This window comes from Halopseudomonas salina (assembly GCF_008641105.1).
This window is the reverse complement of record NZ_VTTI01000005.1, coordinates 321,776-340,249: the sequence shown is the minus strand read 5'-3', so window position 1 is coordinate 340,249 and position 18,474 is coordinate 321,776. Positions and strand designations below refer to the sequence as shown.

At 55.6% G+C, this 18,474-nt stretch carries 18 protein-coding genes; 7 read left to right on the top strand and 11 right to left on the bottom strand.

Going from position 1 to position 18,474, the window contains the following annotated elements:
* Window positions 1–34: 34 nt before the first annotated feature.
* Window positions 35–439 (bottom strand): pilin, encoded by a 405-nt coding sequence (locus FZF01_RS10850; RefSeq protein ID WP_150278176.1) that lies wholly within the window; start codon window positions 437–439, stop codon window positions 35–37.
* 264 nt (window positions 440–703) lie between these two features.
* Between FZF01_RS10850 and pilB the strand changes: the two genes are divergently transcribed.
* Genes pilB through mutT form a run of 6 tightly spaced genes read left to right on the top strand, consistent with a single transcriptional unit; the run spans window position 704 to window position 6,415 of the window.
* Window positions 704–2,407, top strand: coding sequence for a type IV-A pilus assembly ATPase PilB (gene pilB / locus FZF01_RS10845; RefSeq protein ID WP_150278175.1), 1,704 nt, complete (start codon window positions 704–706; stop codon window positions 2,405–2,407).
* 3 nt (window positions 2,408–2,410) lie between these two features.
* The gene (locus FZF01_RS10840; RefSeq protein WP_150278174.1) at window positions 2,411–3,679 is read left to right on the top strand and encodes a type II secretion system F family protein; all 1,269 of its coding nucleotides are present in this window, start codon (window positions 2,411–2,413) and stop codon (window positions 3,677–3,679) included.
* 3 nt (window positions 3,680–3,682) lie between these two features.
* Window positions 3,683–4,555 (top strand): prepilin peptidase, encoded by an 873-nt coding sequence (locus tag FZF01_RS10835; RefSeq protein ID WP_150278173.1) that lies wholly within the window; start codon window positions 3,683–3,685, stop codon window positions 4,553–4,555.
* A 3-nt stretch (window positions 4,556–4,558) separates the two neighbouring features.
* Entirely contained in the window at window positions 4,559–5,164 is a 606-nt protein-coding gene (gene coaE, locus FZF01_RS10830) for a dephospho-CoA kinase (protein ID WP_150278172.1), read from the top strand.
* Window positions 5,161–5,349 (top strand): DNA gyrase inhibitor YacG, encoded by a 189-nt coding sequence (yacG, locus tag FZF01_RS10825; protein ID WP_150278171.1) that lies wholly within the window; start codon window positions 5,161–5,163, stop codon window positions 5,347–5,349. The genes coaE and yacG overlap by 4 nt, the downstream gene beginning before the upstream one ends.
* A 4-nt stretch (window positions 5,350–5,353) precedes the next feature.
* A complete protein-coding gene (mutT, locus tag FZF01_RS10820) occupies window positions 5,354–6,415 on the top strand; it encodes an 8-oxo-dGTP diphosphatase MutT (protein ID WP_150278170.1) in 1,062 nt (353 codons plus the stop codon).
* On the opposite strand, the gene ispH is transcribed toward mutT, so the two are convergent.
* The 6 genes from ispH to murJ form a co-directional block, all read right to left on the bottom strand.
* Window positions 6,416–7,363 carry a 4-hydroxy-3-methylbut-2-enyl diphosphate reductase gene (gene ispH / locus FZF01_RS10815; protein WP_150278169.1) on the bottom strand — a complete coding sequence of 316 codons (948 nt, stop codon included), beginning with the start codon at window positions 7,361–7,363 and terminating at the stop codon, window positions 6,416–6,418.
* A gap of 322 nt (window positions 7,364–7,685) precedes the next feature.
* A complete protein-coding gene (gene fkpB / locus FZF01_RS10810) occupies window positions 7,686–8,123 on the bottom strand; it encodes an FKBP-type peptidyl-prolyl cis-trans isomerase (RefSeq protein WP_150278168.1) in 438 nt (145 codons plus the stop codon).
* Entirely contained in the window at window positions 8,120–8,620 is a 501-nt protein-coding gene (gene lspA / locus FZF01_RS10805; protein WP_150278167.1) for a signal peptidase II, read from the bottom strand. The genes fkpB and lspA overlap by 4 nt, the downstream gene beginning before the upstream one ends.
* Window positions 8,613–11,444 (bottom strand): isoleucine--tRNA ligase, encoded by a 2,832-nt coding sequence (gene ileS, locus FZF01_RS10800; RefSeq protein ID WP_150278166.1) that lies wholly within the window; start codon window positions 11,442–11,444, stop codon window positions 8,613–8,615. Before ileS ends, lspA begins: the two co-directional genes overlap by 8 nt.
* Window positions 11,445–11,455: 11 nt before the next feature.
* The gene (ribF, locus tag FZF01_RS10795) at window positions 11,456–12,406 is read right to left on the bottom strand and encodes a bifunctional riboflavin kinase/FAD synthetase (RefSeq protein ID WP_150278165.1); all 951 of its coding nucleotides are present in this window, start codon (window positions 12,404–12,406) and stop codon (window positions 11,456–11,458) included.
* 173 nt (window positions 12,407–12,579) lie between these two features.
* Window positions 12,580–14,151 (bottom strand): murein biosynthesis integral membrane protein MurJ, encoded by a 1,572-nt coding sequence (gene murJ / locus FZF01_RS10790; protein WP_150278164.1) that lies wholly within the window; start codon window positions 14,149–14,151, stop codon window positions 12,580–12,582.
* 242 nt (window positions 14,152–14,393) lie between these two features.
* Here murJ and rpsT point away from each other — a divergent pair, with 242 nt between their 5' ends.
* Window positions 14,394–14,666 (top strand): 30S ribosomal protein S20, encoded by a 273-nt coding sequence (gene rpsT, locus FZF01_RS10785; protein WP_150278163.1) that lies wholly within the window; start codon window positions 14,394–14,396, stop codon window positions 14,664–14,666.
* A gap of 89 nt (window positions 14,667–14,755) precedes the next feature.
* Here the strand turns inward: rpsT and FZF01_RS10780 are convergent, their stop codons facing one another.
* The 4 genes from FZF01_RS10780 to FZF01_RS10765 are packed head-to-tail and all read right to left on the bottom strand — an operon-like array spanning window position 14,756 to window position 18,332.
* Complete coding sequence (locus FZF01_RS10780; protein WP_150278162.1) at window positions 14,756–15,697, bottom strand: lysylphosphatidylglycerol synthase transmembrane domain-containing protein; 942 nt, start codon at window positions 15,695–15,697, stop codon at window positions 14,756–14,758.
* Between the two features lie 6 nt (window positions 15,698–15,703).
* On the bottom strand, window positions 15,704–16,105 hold the full coding sequence (locus FZF01_RS10775; protein ID WP_150278161.1) for a GtrA family protein: 402 nt from the start codon (window positions 16,103–16,105) through the stop codon (window positions 15,704–15,706).
* Window positions 16,102–17,388 carry an NAD(P)/FAD-dependent oxidoreductase gene (locus FZF01_RS10770; RefSeq protein WP_150278160.1) on the bottom strand — a complete coding sequence of 429 codons (1,287 nt, stop codon included), beginning with the start codon at window positions 17,386–17,388 and terminating at the stop codon, window positions 16,102–16,104. The genes FZF01_RS10775 and FZF01_RS10770 overlap by 4 nt, the downstream gene beginning before the upstream one ends.
* Before the next feature lie 2 nt (window positions 17,389–17,390).
* Window positions 17,391–18,332 (bottom strand): NAD-dependent epimerase/dehydratase family protein, encoded by a 942-nt coding sequence (locus FZF01_RS10765; protein WP_223825474.1) that lies wholly within the window; start codon window positions 18,330–18,332, stop codon window positions 17,391–17,393.
* Window positions 18,333–18,474: the final 142 nt, after the last annotated feature.

Below are 18,474 nucleotides of genomic sequence, written 5' to 3'. Positions count from 1 at the left end.
CCGGCATGAAGGCCGGGGTTTTTAGTCTACTAAATCAACCGCGGCAAGAGCCCGGCATCCACTTAAGAGGCAGACCAGAACATACCCACTCGCCTATACGGTTTGTGGAAGTATCCGACGGAGTTAGGGTAACAGTCACTGTCTCGCCGAAGTTCTTACCTGTTGCTGTAACTTCGCCTGAACTTGCGTCTACGAGAAGAGTAGAAACATACTGGGTCGAGCTAAAACCTGTGGAACAAGTATCAAGGTTTGAAAAACCTTCAGACTGAACTATCTCAGTCACACATGTCCGCGCCGAGCTAGCAGCCAGAACAATCTCAGAGGCCTTAGCGCGGTTAGTGTAATCCTGGTATGCCGGCAGCGCGATGGCAGCCAGAATACCGATGATCGCTACAACGATCATCAGTTCGATCAATGTAAAACCTTTTTGAGCTTTCATAGTCAACTCCATTTATGTGATTTAGCCTAGAGGCTGCTTTTCTAAATGCATAATCCGTGCCAGATCCATGATAGCCCGGCTACGCTGCCCTGCGTTTCAGATGCTACCACTTGTTACCGGAAATTCATCACCTAGCTCGTCACTGTGTGACGTAATTTGTCACATCGGTGATCTTTGCGCAGAGACTATGTCTCCTGTCAGGCACTGCTGTACTATAGTCCCAAATGAAATGCTACTAATAACGGATCGAGACAGCCTTAGCCTATGGATACTCCCGCTCTCTCCGGCCTGGCCCGGCGCATTGTTCAGGATCAACTCCTGGACGCACAGGCTGCCAGCAAGGCCAGCAAGCAGGCAACGCAGGACAAGATCCCCTTCATTACCTATCTGGTTCAGCACAAGCTGGCTAACGCCAAAGACCTCGCCATGCTATGCGCTGAAGAATTCGGTTATCCCTATTGCGATCTCACTGCAATTGACGGCGAATCACAGCCGCGAGACCTGGTGAGTGAAAAGCTGATTCGCCAGCACAGCGTCATCCCACTATTTAAGCGAGGGTCGCGTCTTTTCCTTGGACTGTCAGACCCGACCAATCAGCAGGCCCTGAGCGATATTCAGTTCAATACCGGCTTGATGACTGACGCGGTCATTGTCGAAGACGATAAATTGCAAGCGGCAATTGAGAAATTTCTCGACAGCCCCACTGGCGGTCTTGGCGATATGGCTGACGAGGACCTGGACGCACTCGATGTACAGAGCGTCAAGGACGATGACAAAAACGAGGGAGTCGGCGGCGATGCAGATGACGCCCCTATTGTTCGCTTCGTCAACAAGATGCTTCTTGATGCAGTGCGGATGGGTTCTTCAGACTTGCATTTCGAGCCCTACGAGAAGATCTACCGCGTACGTTTTCGTACAGATGGTATTTTGCACGAAGTAGCCAAACCTCCTGTGCAGCTGGGCGTTCGTATCGCTGCACGCCTTAAAGTGATGTCCGCAATGGACATGGCTGAGAGACGCAAACCGCAGGATGGTCGGATCAAGATGAAGATATCCAAAAACAAGGCTATCGATTTTCGAGTGAACACCCTGCCCACCCTCTGGGGCGAAAAAGTCGTATTGCGTATTTTGGATGCTGAGAGCGCTAAAATGGGTATTGATGCGCTGGGTTATGAGGACGATCAGAAAGAGATGTACATGACCGCCCTTGCCAAACCACAGGGCATGATTCTGGTGACCGGCCCTACTGGCTCGGGCAAGACGGTGTCGCTGTACACCGGCCTTAATATTCTGAATACCGTGGAGCGAAATATTTCCACCGCGGAAGATCCGGTTGAAATCAACCTTGAGGGCGTTAATCAGGTAAACGTTAACCTGAAACAAGGGCTCGATTTCTCCAAGGCCTTGCGGGCGTTCCTTCGCCAGGATCCGGATATCATCATGGTGGGTGAGATTCGGGACCTGGAAACGGCGGAAATCGCAGTCAAAGCTGCGCAAACAGGCCACATGGTGCTCTCCACACTGCACACCAACAGTGCTGCCGAAACTCTGACCCGCTTGCGCAATATGGGCGTTCCCTCATTTAACATCGCAACATCAGTCAACCTGATCATCGCCCAGCGATTGGCCAGGCGCTTGTGCAAGCAATGCAAGCAACCGATGGAAGTACCTCGAGACGTACTCTTGGAAGAGGGTTTCAGCGCCGAAAAAATTGATGCCGGAATCACAATTTATGGCCCTGTGGGTTGCGAAAGCTGTAAAGATGGTTATAAAGGACGTGTGGGGATTTATGAGGTAGTCAAGATCACGCCGGCAATGCAGCGTATTATCATGGAAGATGGCAACTCCATCGAGATTTCAGACGTCGCCCAGAGCGAAGGGTTCCGCAACCTGCGCCAATCAGCCTTGATGAAGGTGGAGCAGGGTGTGACCAGCCTGGCGGAAGTCAACCGTGTGACCAAGGATTAAGTCATGGCGCAACAAGCAGCGATAAAAAGAAAGGCCGCTCCTGCTAAAAGGAAGGCTGCAGTAAAGGAAATACAGCCTTCCGCCTACAAATGGGAAGGTAAGGATCGTAAAGGCACCAAGGTATCCGGCGAGATGCAGAGCACCAATCCTGCTCTGGTCAAGGCCCAGCTGCGCAAGCAGGGAGTGCTGGTTACCAAGGTCAACAAGAAATCCACGTTGTTTGCCAGCCGCGGCAAGAAGATCAAGCCATTGGATGTGGCATTTTTTACCCGCCAGCTAGCGACCATGATGAAGTCGGGCGTACCTATTATTCAGGCGTTTGACATCATCGCCGAAGGTACCGCGAACCCGAATTTCCAGAAATTGATCCTTGAAATCAAGACCGATGTAGCCGCAGGTAATACGCTGGCTGACTCCCTACGCCAACACCCGAAGTATTTTGATGATTTGTTCTGCAACCTGGTCGAATCGGGTGAGCAATCGGGCCGTCTTGAATCACTGCTGGATCGTATTGCGACTTACAAGGAAAAGACCGAGGCCCTGAAGGCCAAGATCAAGAAGGCAATGACCTACCCCATCGCGGTGGTTGTAGTCGCAATTGTGGTCACGGCAATTTTGCTGCTCAAGGTGGTACCGCAGTTCAAGGAAGTTTTTGCTAATTTCGGTGCTGAACTGCCGGCATTCACTCTGATGGTTATTGGGCTTTCGGAATGGCTGCAGTCCTGGTGGTTCATCATTCTTATCGGCTTTATCATCATCGGATACGCATACACCCAGGCCCACTTGCGATCAAAGAAGTTCCGTGACGCCCAGGATCGGATTTTGTTGAAAGCGCCCATCGTTGGCGACATTATCTACAAAGCTGCGGTGGCTCGCTATGCCCGCACACTGTCCACCACCTTTGCCGCGGGTGTGCCGCTAGTTGACGCTTTGGACTCGGTGGCTGGTGCTGCGGGTAACGTGGTGTTCTACAACGCTGTTATGCAGATCAAGGAAGACGTTTCCGCAGGCTCGCAACTTAATTTCTCCATGCGGACCACAAACGTGTTTCCGTCACTGGCTATCCAGATGGCTGGCATCGGTGAAGAGTCGGGTAACCTTGACGGCATGCTCGATAAGGTAGCCGACTATTACGAGGCCGAGGTGGATAACGCCGTGGATAACCTGACGACCCTGATGGAGCCCATGATCATGGTGGTTCTGGGCATTCTGGTTGGCGGCCTGATCATCGCGATGTACCTGCCGATCTTCCAGCTGGGCGCCGTCGTCTGAACCATGACCCTTATTGATTATCTGGCCAGCCATGTGCTGGCCTTTATTTTGCTCGCCGGCCTGCTTGGTTTGATTGTGGGCAGTTTTCTGAATGTGGTGATTCATCGCCTGCCCATCATGATGGAGCGCGCCTGGCTCAGGCAAAGCAGAGAAATGCTCGAGCCGGATGTCGAATTGGCCCCGGAGCCAACATTCAATATCGTCCTTCCCCACTCCCATTGCCCCCACTGCAATACCGAGATCAAGGCTTGGCAGAATCTGCCCGTTATTAGTTATTTGCTACTCCGCGGGCGCTGCGGGCATTGTCAGAAGCACATCAGCTTGCGCTACCCTTCTGTCGAGCTACTCACCGCTGTCTTGTCCATGGTGGTTGCCTGGCAATTCGGCTTCGGCTGGCAGGCAGGTAGCATGCTGGTGCTCACCTGGGCGCTTATCTGTCTCAGCCTGATTGATGCCGATACACAGTTGCTGCCGGACGCGATAGTGCTGCCCCTGCTCTGGCTAGGACTTATAGCCAATAGCTTCGGACTTTTCACTGACCTGCACACCGCCCTCTGGGGCGCGGTAGCAGGTTATCTCAGCCTCTGGCTGGTGTTCTGGGCGTTCAAACTGATAACCGGCAAGGAGGGCATGGGCTACGGTGATTTCAAGCTTCTGGCCATGCTCGGCGCCTGGGGTGGCTGGCAGATCCTGCCCCTGACCATACTGCTGTCTTCGCTGGTGGGTGCCATTCTCGGCATCATCATTCTCAAGACCCGCGGCCAGTCGAATGCCACTCCCCTGCCCTTTGGCCCTTACCTGGCGATCGCCGGGTGGATTGCGCTGATCTGGGGTGACACAATAACCGGCAAATATCTTCAAATTGCCGGATTCTGAATAATGATCATTGGTTTAACTGGCGGCATTGGCAGTGGCAAGTCTGCCGTTTCACTGCACTTTGCAGTTAAACATGGCATTCACGTTGTGGATGCCGATATCAAGTCTCGCGTTGTGGTCGAGCCAGGCAGGCCGGCTCTTCACGCCATAGTTGATCGTTTCGGTGACGCTGTCCTGCAGACTTCCGGTGAGCTGGACCGAGCCGCACTACGCGAAAAAATCTTCAGCGATCCGCAAGAGAGAGTATGGCTCGAGGGCTTGCTGCACCCGCTGATCCGCGAAGAGATTATTACTGATCTGGCTTCTGCCACATCGCCATATGCGTTGCTGGTCTCTCCCTTGCTCGTTGAATCCGGGCAGCACAAGATGACCGATCGTGTGCTGGTGGTGGATGTATCGGAGGAAACGCAGCTCATGCGGACCGCGTTACGGGACAATGTGCCAGAGCAGCAGGTCAGATCTATCATGCAAGCCCAGGCATCCAGGGAAGAGCGTCTGAAACATGCCCACGACATAGTCAGCAATGATCAGGACCTGGCAGCGCTCCACAAGCAGGTGGATGCGCTGCACCAGCAATACCTGAAACTGGCTTCCGGAGACACCATATGACCCTGAATCTGCAATGCCCTACCTGCACCGCTCCAGTCACCTGGGATGAAGCCTTTCCCGACCGGCCTTTTTGCTCCCCTCGATGCCGCTTGATTGACTTGGGGGCCTGGGCTTCCGAAGAACACGTCGTGCCCGGCGAGGAGCTGGAACAGGATCTGTATTCCGGCGATCTGCCGCAGCAATAGCGCGATGACTCGGACCCGGATCCATGTGATGGCCGCGGTGATTCGCCGGAGCGGCCGCATTCTGATTGCTCAGCGCCCCAAAGCCGCGCATCAGGGCGGACTGTGGGAGTTTCCTGGCGGCAAGCTTGACGCGGGTGAAGACCGTTACGAGGGCCTCAAACGGGAATTGGAAGAAGAGCTGGGCATTGAGGTCACCTCTGCCCGGCCCTTGATTGATATCGACCACGATTATCCGGACAAGTCTGTGCGTCTGGATGTCTGGCTTGTAGATGATTTCAATGGCGAGGCCCATGGCGCCGAGGGTCAGCCTGTTCAATGGGTATTACCCGGCGAGCTGAGGCTGTACGACTTTCCTCAAGCCAATGTGCCTATCGTCACCGCCGCACAACTACCGGAAAGCTACCTGATTACCCCCGACTGCGAGGATAGTTCAACGCTTGTTGCCGGACTGGATGATGCCCGTAAACGGGGCCTTACCATGGTTCAGCTTAGGCAGACAGCTATGCAGCCCGCCAAATATGAGCAGCTGACGACCAGATTGATGCAGAGCTTTGGCGACGACTTTATCTGGTTGCTCAAGGCCGCGACTCCACCCGCGAGCGGCGATGGATGGCATGTGACTGCGTCGCAGCTGCGAGAGCTGCACAGAGCCGGATGGCGGAAGGGAGAACCATTCCCGGCGGGGCCGCCGGTCCCACCAAGGTCAGTGCAAGCGCCCAACCTCGGGCCTAGGTCCGCACCAGAGTGGGAGCGGCTGCCTGGCCGCGAAGGAGCTCCAGCTGGCAATAATCTGCTGGCCGCTTCCTGTCATGATGCAGAGGAATTACGAATGGCAGCAGAGATCGGCGCAGACTTCGTGACTCTCTCACCGGTGCTGCCGACGACTTCGCACCCGGAAGCCAAAGGCATGGGGTGGGAAGAAGCACGAAATCTGATTGCGCAGGTGAATATCCCGGTTTACCTGTTGGGCGGGCTGTCGACTGACAATCTGGAGCAGGCTTTTCAGGCTGGCGCCCAGGGCATCGCGGGCATATCCGGATTATGGAAGCCCAAGACTGACCTCTGATCAGTCCAGCGAAACTACCCGCAACTCCTTGGGCATGCTGAAGACGATATTCTCCTCCTGACCAGCCAACTCCTCTTCGCCAGTCGCACCCAAACCGTGGAGATGTTGGATAACCTGGCGCACCAGAACATCCGGCGCAGAGGCGCCCGCGGTGATACCGATATGCTTTACGCCATCCAGCCACGCTGACTGGATCTCTTCAGCGCCGTCGATCAGATAAGCCGGCGTACCCATACGCTCGGAAAGCTCGCGCAGCCGATTAGAATTAGAGCTGTTCGGACTACCCACCACCAATACCAGATCGCACCCCGCCGCAAGCTGCTTGACCGCATCCTGACGGTTCTGGGTGGCATAGCAGATATCATCCTTGCGTGGCCCATCAATCGCCGGAAAACGTGCTCTGAGCGCGTCTATCACCCGAGCGGTATCGTCCATGGAAAGCGTCGTCTGGGTGACGAAAGCCAATCGCTGGGGATCCTTCACTTCCAGCTTGCCGACATCATTCTCGTCTTCAACCAGATAAATGGCTCCGCCGTTGCGGGCGTCGTACTGACCCATGGTGCCTTCAACTTCAGGGTGACCCGCGTGGCCGATCAGGATGCACTCGCGCCCATCACGGCTATAGCGTGCCACTTCCATATGCACCTTGGTAACCAGCGGACAAGTAGCGTCGAAAATCTTCAGCCCGCGATCTTCAGCTTCCTTTCGTACCGCCTGGGAGACGCCGTGGGCACTGAAGATCACGATAACGTCGTCAGGGACCTGTTCTATCTCTTCCACGAAGACCGCACCGCGATTGCGCAGGTCCTCAACCACAAACTTGTTGTGCACCACTTCATGCCGCACATAGATCGGCGGCCCGAACACTTCGAGCGCACGATTGACGATCTCGATGGCGCGGTCTACGCCGGCGCAAAAGCCGCGGGGGTTGGCCAATTTGATCTGCATGGAGAGCCTCGTGGTTGGGTGCTGAATGACCGCATTATCCACGATAAGCGGGACAGAATCGATGGGGGCTGGTCTGATGGAATGGTGTATGCAACAAGGTCAGAATGGATTCCCGCGTGCGCGAGAATGACGGGTACAAGTACGAGCGCACCCTGACAGGCGGCCGTGGATTCCCGCGTGCGGGAGAGTGACGAGGTTTTGGTTTAGCGCTTGCGCCTGAAGCGGGCGCTACGCGCTGCCAAAACAGGACTCCGCTCCTCCCCCAAATCGTCATCCTCGCGAACGCGGGGATCCATTCGCATCTGGACTCAACAACTACGCCTCAAACCGGCTGCACATCCAGAATCTCGACATCAAAGGTCACTGTCTTCCCGGCCAGCGGGTGATTGAAGTCAACGTCCACCGTGGTGTCATGGATGGTCTTGACCACACCGGGCATCTCTCCGCCGGCCGCATCGCGGAAAATCACCAGCAGACCTGGCTCCAACTCCATTTCATTGAACTGGTCTCGCGCAATGCTCTGAATATTCTGCGGATTACCCGGACCAAAGCCGCGCTCTGGCTCTATCTGAAAGCTGCGCTGATCCCCCGCCTTGAGGCCGAATACGCTCTGCTCAAAGCCCGGCAGCAACCTACCGTCGCCTACCTTGAACGTGGCCGGAGATTTATCGGTGGTCGTGTCTATCACCTCACCACCAGGCAATTTGAGGGTGAAATGCAGCGTCACTTGGGTGTCATGGTTGATGCGCGTTTCAGTCATGGGTTTGCCTTTGCGGGTTTGGTTATGAACATGTCCAGAATCAACAGCGCTGCACCGACCGTTATGGCGCTATCGGCGATGTTGAAGGCCGGAAAGAACCAACTTTGCTGCCAGTGCACCAAAATAAAATCGACTACATGACCGTGCATGATCCGGTCGTACAGATTACCCAGCGCGCCGCCCAGGATCAGCGCCAGTGCAATCGACTCCAACCGCCTGCTGCGCGGCAAACGGGCCATCCAGATCACCAGCATGACACTCACGCCAACCGCAATCGCGGTAAAGAACCAGCGCTGCCAGCCGCCTGCACCCGCCAGAAAACTGAAGGCTGCACCTGGGTTATAGGCCAAGGTAAAGCTGAACAATCCATCAATGACCGGTAGCTGCTGGTGTAACTGCAACTGATTCAAGGCGACCCACTTGGTCAGCAGATCCAGTGCAATGACCAGTACGGAAATCCAGATCCAGCGCAGGCCTCCCTGACGCAAATCAGGCATGCTTGCGCACCTCACCCGGGCCTTCGATGTTATCTATGCAGCGACCGCAGAGTTCGGGATGCGCAGCATGTGAGCCCACGTCGGGGCGCAGATGCCAGCAGCGGGCGCACTTGGCGTGACCGGATTTGACGATACTCAGCTTTAAGCCCGGTAGTTCTGTTGTGACCGAGTCTGAGCCCGCAGCATCCAGCGGCGCAATAGCCGCCTGGGACGTAATCAGCACAAAACGTAACTCGTCGCCAAGGCGCGCAAGCTTGTCCGCAAGTGCTTCGTCGGCATGCAAGGTCACTTCCGCCTGCAGGCTGCCGCCGATGACTTTTTCCTTGCGCAGATTTTCCATCTCGCGATTCACTGCCACCTTCACTGCCATGATTTCTTCCCAGAATTCACGGCCGAACGCAGCACTCTCTGGCAACGCGGCCAGCTGTTCATACCAGGTATTGAGCATCACGGATTCGTTGTGCTCGCCCGGCAGGTGCTCCCACAACTCTTCAGAGGTGAACGCCAGGATAGGGGCTATCCAGCGCGTCAGCGCCTCCACGATGTGATACATGGCCGTCTGGCAGGACCGCCGCGCAGTGCTGTTGGCACCAGTGGTGTATTGGCGGTCCTTGATGATATCCAGGTAGAAGCCGCCCAGCTCCTGTACACAGAAGTTATGCACCTTCTGATACACGTTCCAGAACTTGTAGCTGTTGTAATCCTCGATGATCTCCTGCTGCAGCAGCAAAGTGCGATCAACTGCCCAGCGATCCAGATCCAGCATCTGCTCAGGATCGAGAAGGTGCTCTTTTGGATCGAAGCCGGTCAGGTTCGAGAGCAGGAATCGAGCGGTGTTACGAATACGGCGGTAGGCGTCTGCGCTGCGCTGCAGGATCACCTTGGAAACCGCCATCTCGCCCGAGTAGTCAGTCGAGGACACCCACAAACGGAGAATGTCTGCACCCAGGCTGTTGTTGATTTCCTGGGGTGCGACCACGTTGCCCAGGGACTTGGACATCTTGCGGCCGTTCTCGTCGACGACGAAACCGTGGGTCAACAGCGCCTTGTAGGGCGCGTGGCCATCGATGGCGGCGCCGGTCAGCAGGGATGAATGGAACCAGCCGCGATGCTGGTCGGAGCCTTCCAGATACAGGTCCGCACGCGGGCCCTGTTCGTGACCCATCGGGTGTGAGCCGCGCATAACGTGCCAGTGGGTGGTACCGGAGTCGAACCAGACGTCCAGCGTATCGCTGATCTTGTCATACTGCTCTGCCTCGGCACCCAGCAGCTCCTGTGCGTCTGCCTTGAACCAGGCCTCGATTCCCCCCTGCTCGACTCGCTTGGCAACTTCTTCGATCAGCTCGAGCGTGCGCGGGTGCAGGTCGCCGGTTTCCTTGTGCAAAAACAGGGGGATCGGCACACCCCAGTTGCGTTGGCGCGAAATGCACCAGTCAGGACGGCCGGCAATCATGTTGTGCAGGCGCTGCTTGCCCCAGGCGGGAACGAATTCGGTTGTTTCAATAGCGGCCAGAGCGCGCTTACGCAGGCTCTCGCCCTCCTTCGGCTCGGTATCCATGCCGACAAACCACTGCGCTGTTGCGCGGTAGATCACCGGCGTCTTGTGACGCCAGCAGTGCATGTAGCTGTGGCTGACCTGCTCGTGGGCCAGCAGACAGCCGACTTCTTCAAGCTTGGCGACCACATTGGGGTTGGCTTTCCAGATGAACTGGCCACCGAAGAATTCCAGCGATTCGACATACACACCATTGCCCTGAACAGGGCTGAGAATGTCGTCATTGACCATGCCGTAGCGCTTGCAGGTATGAAAGTCGTCCACACCATAGGCAGGCGCTGAGTGCACGATACCGGTACCCGCACCCAACTCGACATAATCAGCCAGATAAACTGGCGACTTGCGTTTATAGAACGGGTGATTGAAATTGATCAACTCCAGCGTGTCGCCGGTAGTAACAGCAACAACCTCGCCTTCACGGCCGTAACGGGCCAGACAGCTTTCGACCAGTTCTTCAGCCAGCACCAGCAATCGGTCACCGACATCAACCAGGGCGTAGTTGAATTCCGGATGCACGTTCAGCGCCTGGTTGGCCGGGATCGTCCAGGGAGTCGTGGTCCAGATGACCATCTGCGCCGGCTTGCTCAGCTCTGGCAGGCCAAAGGCGGCGGCGAGTTTGGCAGGTTCGGCGCAGGGGAAACCGACATCAATGGTTGGCGACTGCTTGTCGGCATATTCCACTTCAGCTTCAGCCAGGGCCGAGCCACAGTCGAAGCACCAGTTGACCGGCTTCAGACCCTTGAATACAAAACCTTTCTCGACCATCTTGCCCAGCGCACGGATCTCGCCCGCCTCGTTGGCATAATCCATGGTCTTGTAGGGATTATCCCACTCCCCGAGCACACCCAGACGCTGGAAGTCGGTCTTCTGGCCTTCGATCTGCTTGGCCGCGTAGGCACGACTCAACTCGCGGGTTTTAGCTGGCTCCAGATTCTTGCCGTGGGTGACTTCGATCTTGTGCTCGATCGGCAAACCATGGCAGTCCCAGCCGGGCACGTAGGGTGCGTCAAAGCCCGACAGCGTCTTGGAGCGGGTAATCATGTCCTTGATGATCTTGTTGACTGCGTGGCCAATATGAATATCGCCGTTGGCGTAGGGCGGGCCATCGTGCAGCACAAAGCTGGGCCGGCCGCGGCTGATCTCGCGGATCTTGCCGTACAGGTCGATACCTTCAAGACGCTTGAGCGTCTCCGGCTCACGGTTGGGCAGGCCGGCTTTCATCGGGAATGCCGTTTCTGGCAGGTTCAGCGTCGCTTTGTAATCAGTCATCTGGTCCAGGCTCACTTGTTTGAGTCAGAGGCCCATTGGGCGCGGGCAGCTGCAATATCTGCCGTGATAGCTGCCTGCAGGGCATCCAGGGAATCGAATCGCTGTTCGTCACGCAGTTTTTCATGAAATAGGACGGTGAGGTGGCGGCCATAGAGATTGCCCTTGAAGTCCAGCAGATGGACCTCGAGATGCGGCTGGCCATCACCTTCAACCGTGGGACGCATGCCGATGTTGGCCACGCCCTGATGTGACCCCTTGAAAGGGTCTTCGTCGAGCACCGCACTCACACGGAATACCCCCTTGAGCGGTGCGTGCAGGCGTTTTAATTGCACATTAGCGGTGGGTGCACCCAGGGTGCGGCCCAGCTGCTGACCGTACATCACACGACCGCTGATACTGAATGGACGCCCCAGCAGACGCTCAGCCAGCTCGAAGTCGCCGTCGGCCAGCACCTGGCGCAACCGCGTGCTACTGATGCGGTCGCCGCTCTCTGCCACCGTATTGGCCGCCTCGACGGTGAAGCCGTGGCGCTCGCCGCTACCCTCCAGAAAAGCAAAATCACCACTGCGATCGCAACCAAAGCGGAAGTCGTCACCCACTTCCAGATGCTTTACACCAAGGCCGTCGATCAGCACCTGCTGAACGAATTCCTCTGCGCTGAGCTCGCGTAGCCGGCGATTAAAGGCCAGACAAAGCACGCGATCAACCCCTTCAGCTTCAAGCAGCATGAGCTTGTCGCGCAAGCGGGTAAGGCGCGGGGGCGCGGCGTTGGGCGCGAAGTATTCCCGAGGCTGCGGTTCGAAAATCACCACACAGCCGGGCAGTCCCATACGGGCAGAGTGCGAACGCAGGCGCTTCAGAATGGCCTGATGCCCGGCATGCACACCGTCGAAGTTACCGATTGTCGCTACACAACCCCGATGCCGGGGGCGCAGGTTATGTAGACCGCGGACCAGTTCCATAATGCTCGTTGTTTGGCTGAGGGATCAAACGCGCGAGTATACAGGGTAAGCGGTGTGCGCGTCATGCGCAGGCGCCGAGTTGACCGCCAGGATGCTGGTCGAGATGGAACTCGACCCTCCGGGAAACCACCCCTGGGAATGGCCGAGTTCCACCTCGGCTTTCGGGGCTGCTGTCAGCCCTGACGCAGATGACGCATGCGCATTCCTGTGGCGATTAGCGTCAACACAAAGATACCTATGCCGGCGCCAACCAAAAGAGCCATCTCGAGCACCTTGCGTTGCCACGCCCAGGCGAACCACTGCTCGATACCCGGCACCATCCAAACGATAACCAATGCCATCGCGATGCAGGCTGTGACCAACCGGAAAGCGAACACCCCCCAGCCCGCCTGGGCCTGATAGATGCCTGCCTTGCGCAACCCCCACCAGAGCAGACTCGCATTGAGCACGGCTGACAATGAGGTTGCCAGCGCCAACCCAACGTGGGCCAAAGGCCAGATCAGGATCAGGTTGAAGCCCATATTGACCACCATGCAGATGATCGCGATCTTTACTGGCGTCTTGATGTCCTGGCGCGCGAAATAACCCGGAGCTAATACCTTGATGAGCATGAAGGTCATCACGCCTATTGAATAAGCTCTCAGTGCGGCGGCGGCTTGCAGAGTGTCGCGTTCAGTCATGGCGCCATAGTGAAACAGGGTGGCAATCAGCGGCTCAGCCAACAGCAGAAGCGCCAACGCGGCCGGCACGCCCACCAACAAAACCATGCGAATCGCCCAGTCGAGAGTGGCAGAAAACGCCTTGGGGTCCTCCCCCGCGTGCTGGCGGGACAACGCTGGCAGAATGACCGTACCAATCGCGATACCAAAGGCGCCAAGCGGCAGCTCTGACAGACGATCAGCGTAGTACAGCCAGGAAATGCTGCCCGTTTCCAGGAAGGACGCGAGCACAGTATCCAGCAGCAGATTGATCTGGCTTACCGACACACCGAACAACGCCGGTAGCATCAGGGTCATGATGCGCTTGACCCCCTCATGCTTGCGGTTGGGGCGCGGCATCGGCAACAGTTTGATCTGCGCAAGAAACGGCAACTGGAATAACAGTTGCACTACACCGGCAATAAACACGCCCCACGCCAGCGCCATGATGGGCTCGGCAAAATAGGGCGTCATCAGAACCGTCGCACCAATCATGCTCAGATTGAGCAGTACCGGGGTAAAAGCCGGCACGGCAAATCGACCGTAGCTGTTCAGTATCGACCCGCAGAGGGCAGTAAGTGAGATCAACAGCAGATAGGGAAAGGTGATACGCAACATATCGGTCGCCAGGGCGAGCTTTTCCGTATCGCCATGGAAACCCGGTGCAAAAATGGTTATCAGCACCGGCGCGCCCGCAACCCCCAGCGCCGTGATGGCAACCAGAGTGATTCCCAATGTCCCGGCAACGCCGTTCACCAGGTATTTGACATCCTCCAGACTGCGTTTGGCGCGATATTCGGACAGCACCGGCACAAATGCCTGGGCAAAAGCGCCCTCGGCAAAGAGTCTGCGCAGAAAATTGGGGATCTTGAAGGCGATAAAAAAGGCATCGGCTTCGGACTGGGAACCGAAATAGGCCGCAACCACCACGTCGCGCACCATCCCGAGTACACGCGAGAGCAGCGTCATGATGCTCACAACCATGCCTGAACGCAGTAACGTCGGGGCTTTGGGTTCGGGAGCTGCGGGAGGGACCTGCTCAGTCATGGATTCGAGTCGCCAGGTAAAGCCGCGATGATAGCCTCCCGACGTACTCTCTGGCGAGAACCGAGCCTTAGCAAAAGCTTGTGGCCGGAGCGTAAAAGCCTCAAGCTACTGCCCCACGGTAAACGGCCTGAAACTTCTGGTTTGCAGCCGATCGACACCCCTTGACATTGGTACAGGCTGGCGGCATAGTACGCGGCCTTATTTGTACCCTTATTCATAACGATTTTCTGAGGAGCACGACGGTGGCAAACTCACCTCAAGCCAAGAAACGCGCCAAGCAGGCCGAGAAGCGCCGCAATCACAACGCAAGCCTGCGCTCCATGGTTCGTACTTATATCAAGAACGTGGTCAAGGCTATCGACGCCAAAGACCTGGAAAAAGCAAAGACTGCCTACACCGCAGCAGTGCCGGTTATTGACCGCATGGCTGACAAGGGCATCATCCCCAAGAACCGAGCCGCTCGTCACAAGAGCCGCCTGAACGCACACATCAAGGCAATGGCTACCGCCGCCTGATCTGCGTTTCTTGTGGAAGAAAAAACCGGCCTTGAGTCGGTTTTTTTGTGGGTGTTGTTTAGAAATAGAAAAGGCGGCCCCATCCCGCACTAACGCCGAGACTCTCTTCTTTCGGACATTTCCAGAATTCCTATAGCAGCAAATCCAAAAAGAATGGAAAACCACATTCCTGCGACTCGAATCGCTATCGCGGTGACAGCTGCAACCTCCACCGAAATACCATAGACACCCAGAATCGCTATCAGAGAAATCTCCGTCGAACCGATGCCGCCGGGCAACATGGACGCCGCGCCAGCAAGCATCGCCAGCGGATAGCTACCGAATGCGCTCAGAAAAGGGATTGTCAGATTGAGCCATTCAAGCAGGTAGCAAAAAGAAAGAGCGGTAACCGACCACGCCAATAAGCCAAGCCCAAAAGAGAGTGCAACGTCAGGGCCGTTCATCCAAACCCGGCAGGATATGAGCCCATCCTCGACAACCTTCACCATCCCGCCCAACCGATCCATCCCGTACCTGACAACAAAACTCTCGATTACGTGCAGTGTCTGCGGGAAGCGTCCAAGCAGCAGAACCGCACTGGTGAAAAGCACTACGAAGATACCGCTTAGCCAAAGAATGCCGTGCTCACCAAATGCAGCCATACCCAGCAGAAACACTACGACCAGGTCGAACGATCTTTCATATACAAACGCCCCGAAAACGACCTGAGCAGGCACCGACTGGCGATCCAAATATCGGATTCGAATCAGCTCTCCTATCTTGCCTGGCGTTGCCGTAAAAGCGAAACCTGAAAGGTAAGCCAGATAACCGAAGATCCACCCCGTCCGATACCCGGCCCGCTTAAGCAACCAATGCCACCTCAGATAGCGGACGAACCATGACAAACATGCGAAACCAACCAATACTGGAAGAACCCGCACGACCTGGTCCATCAGCTTGAAAGTGTCGTTTCGGGTATCTGCCCAGATCAAGCCAAGCAAGTAGAGTGCAGACAGGACGATGAGCCCGAGTACGGCGCGACTGAAATTCAAACGTGATTACCGGAAAGAATAATATTTATGACCGAGATAACTAGTGAACACAGGAACAACAACCCCAATCGCGTGGGCTGCTTCGCGCGCAAACCTTTCAATCCCGAGCCACGGAAACACTACGAAAGCCAGAAACATGCTGAGCCCCCATGTCTGCAAAATCGCCACGAAGTTCACCAGAACAAACCACCCTGCAGAAAGCCGTAAAGACTGCCGGGTCTCACGGAACACGAACAATCTGGCCAACACGAAAGCGGTCACCATTCCGGTAAGGTAGGCTAGAACCACGGCAGTAGAAAAACTGGTCCAAACGTCATAAACAATCCGCGACGCCAGATTGACCAGCGCTGCGATGCCACCCGTTATTAGAAACGCCAGGAATTTTCCGGAAAGGAATTGCCGGATCATCCTGCGGCGTCTCTGGCGATTGCACGTCCGAACTTAACGCTTTCCGATATCCCCCTGTCTTCCGGGTAGTAATAGGACGTGTCAGCGACCCACAGTCCCGCTATCGGCAACTTGGGCGGAGGAAGCCTGCGCAGAAAACCCGGCTCGCAAATCGGTTGCGCGAAGCGATAGCGGCTGGCATGAATATCCAGGAAGTCATCATCATCCAAAGCCGGGTTGATTTTCTTGAGGTAGCTTCGCACCTTGTCCACGAAAACCGAATCAGGATCGGCAAACTTCCGGTGCTCTGCCGGCATGTAAAACGGCACGTAAACGATACTTTCTTCCAGGGGATACAAGTTCGAGTATTCGACCAAACCGGGTATATCCATGTCCGGATCATTGATATTCACCCAGAAATTCGAGCTGACCGGCTTGTTCAACTTCGCAATTACGCAAACGACGGCAATGTTCCGCACGGAACAAAAACGGTCTAGTAGCTCAACGAGCAGATCCGGGGCAATTTGAGGAATGTAAGGCAAAGGGATCGTGCTTATGACCCTTTCAAAAGGATCAAACTGGCCTTTCGCCTCGATACCACGGACGCTCCCCCCTTCCATAACGATTCGCGAAACCGGCGTATTGAGCCTGACCTCTCCGCCCCGCTCTTCAATCGACGCACGCATAGCTTGAAGGAGAGTGTCTGATCCGCCTTCAAGATACCCAAGCTTTTCCTTGAACAGATTGTATCTGGAGCGACCGATACGGCGGATGCGACTCCATATCCATGCCGCAGAAAGGTTATCTGAATAGTCGTAGAACTTGTAATCGAAAAGTTTGCGCCATAACACTTCGTACGCCTCTGGACCTACCCAGCGCTTGATCCAGCCCGTCGCCTCCACGTCATCCAGCGGCGTCCAATCATTGCGTTTGGTTGACAGAAAAGCATGCAATCCGTATCGAAACTTGGCGATCATGCCAAGCCCTCGAAATCTCAGCAATGCAACTGGATTGCCCCAGGGCTGAAGTTCACCCTGGTACCAGTAACCCATTCTGGTAGCCACCCAGTGCATCTTGTCCGTCAGATCCAGCTCCTCCAACAGCTCAAGAAATGCGTCGTCGGAGGTGCAATGGAAATGGTAGTAGCGTTCGATATTCAACCCAGAGAAGTTAAACGGAGCAGCCATGCCGCCCACTCGATCATCCGCCTCGAAGACAATCGGCTGATGGCCATCCAGCGCTAATTGATACGCAACTGCCAGCCCCATCGGACCTGCGCCTAAAACTGCTACGCGCTTACCCATATTCAGAACTCCAGAGCAATGTGGCTGTATCGGGGATCATTGAACGTCTCGTTGATCGCTTCCGCAAAAGGCGTGCACTGAACACCGAAAATAGCCGGCCAATCAATCACTTCAAACTCATCTTTGGCGGTTAACGCCGCCAGTTGCTGAGTCGTGAAAGGCGGATTTCTGTCGAACAGTGCCCATATCCAGAGTAGAGAATGAAACATGCTGTAGGGAATCTTGGTTATGACAGTCCGTGCGCCGGTCACGCGCTTGATGTGCCGAATAATATCTATGTAATCGACCTTTTCATGACCGGAGATGTTATAGATCCCGTCCGCTGCCCGGCCCTCCATGGCGCTAATGATCACGTTACAGAAATCTCCGACATATAATGGCTGCCGCATGTATTCACCATTACCAGGAATAGGAAATACGGGCACCTTCTTCATAAAGCGGGAAAGCCAGCCCAGATGCTTCCTGTCAAACCACCCGAACATCAGAGTCGGCCGGAGGATTGGGCACGAAATCCCGCTCTCCAATACCAGGTTTTCTTGCAGGATCTTGGTCCTGGTATAAAAATCGCCAGCAACAGAAACCACAACCGAGGAACTGATATGCACGAGCTTCGAAACCTGGTGCTCTTTAACTGCTGATAGTATCAATGCCGTAGCCTCGACATTGTTACGGAGAAACTCCTCGTACTCTGTTCCGCCAATCTGCGCCTGCAGCATCACTACCACTTTGGCGTCTTCGAAATGCTGTCGCCAATCGCCCGGCTGCGCCAAATCGACACACTCTGCCAGCACCCCGCCATGTACCGATTTCAACACATCCACGTTGTGTTGGTGTTTATCCAGCACAACGATGTTCGAACAGCCCTTGGCAATAAGCCTCGCCACCAGATTCTGACCAACCAGCCCGGCGCCCCCAGGCAAAACAATTTTATCGGTCAGCAACATCAGCGTAATCCTTGATCCAGTTGGTTGGTACTGATGGCTTTAGTCTACCAATCACTTAGCGGTGCCTGTAATTCGAAAAAATTACAGTGAACTCATCAGCGAAAGACCTCGTTGGCATCAGTCAAATGACATCATCAGCGTG

Excerpts from the sequence above, each read along its gene's own strand:
- FZF01_RS10850 (WP_150278176.1), bottom strand. The coding sequence starts at position 439 with ATGAAAGCTCAAAAAGGTTTTACATTGATCGAACTGATGATCGTTGTA.
- FZF01_RS10765 (WP_223825474.1), bottom strand. The coding sequence starts at position 18,332 with ATGTTGCTGACCGATAAAATTGTTTTGCCTGGGGGCGCCGGGCTGGTT.
- yacG (WP_150278171.1), top strand. The coding sequence starts at position 5,161 with ATGACCCTGAATCTGCAATGCCCTACCTGCACCGCTCCAGTCACCTGG.
- lspA (WP_150278167.1), bottom strand. The coding sequence starts at position 8,620 with ATGCCTGATTTGCGTCAGGGAGGCCTGCGCTGGATCTGGATTTCCGTA.
- murJ (WP_150278164.1), bottom strand. The coding sequence starts at position 14,151 with ATGACTGAGCAGGTCCCTCCCGCAGCTCCCGAACCCAAAGCCCCGACG.
- FZF01_RS10775 (WP_150278161.1), bottom strand. The coding sequence starts at position 16,105 with ATGATCCGGCAATTCCTTTCCGGAAAATTCCTGGCGTTTCTAATAACG.
- fkpB (WP_150278168.1), bottom strand. The coding sequence starts at position 8,123 with ATGACTGAAACGCGCATCAACCATGACACCCAAGTGACGCTGCATTTC.
- FZF01_RS10840 (WP_150278174.1), top strand. The coding sequence starts at position 2,411 with ATGGCGCAACAAGCAGCGATAAAAAGAAAGGCCGCTCCTGCTAAAAGG.
- mutT (WP_150278170.1), top strand. The coding sequence starts at position 5,354 with ATGACTCGGACCCGGATCCATGTGATGGCCGCGGTGATTCGCCGGAGC.
- pilB (WP_150278175.1), top strand. The coding sequence starts at position 704 with ATGGATACTCCCGCTCTCTCCGGCCTGGCCCGGCGCATTGTTCAGGAT.
- FZF01_RS10770 (WP_150278160.1), bottom strand. The coding sequence starts at position 17,388 with ATGGGTAAGCGCGTAGCAGTTTTAGGCGCAGGTCCGATGGGGCTGGCA.
- coaE (WP_150278172.1), top strand. The coding sequence starts at position 4,559 with ATGATCATTGGTTTAACTGGCGGCATTGGCAGTGGCAAGTCTGCCGTT.
- ileS (WP_150278166.1), bottom strand. The coding sequence starts at position 11,444 with ATGACTGATTACAAAGCGACGCTGAACCTGCCAGAAACGGCATTCCCG.
- ispH (WP_150278169.1), bottom strand. The coding sequence starts at position 7,363 with ATGCAGATCAAATTGGCCAACCCCCGCGGCTTTTGCGCCGGCGTAGAC.
- ribF (WP_150278165.1), bottom strand. The coding sequence starts at position 12,406 with ATGGAACTGGTCCGCGGTCTACATAACCTGCGCCCCCGGCATCGGGGT.
- FZF01_RS10835 (WP_150278173.1), top strand. The coding sequence starts at position 3,683 with ATGACCCTTATTGATTATCTGGCCAGCCATGTGCTGGCCTTTATTTTG.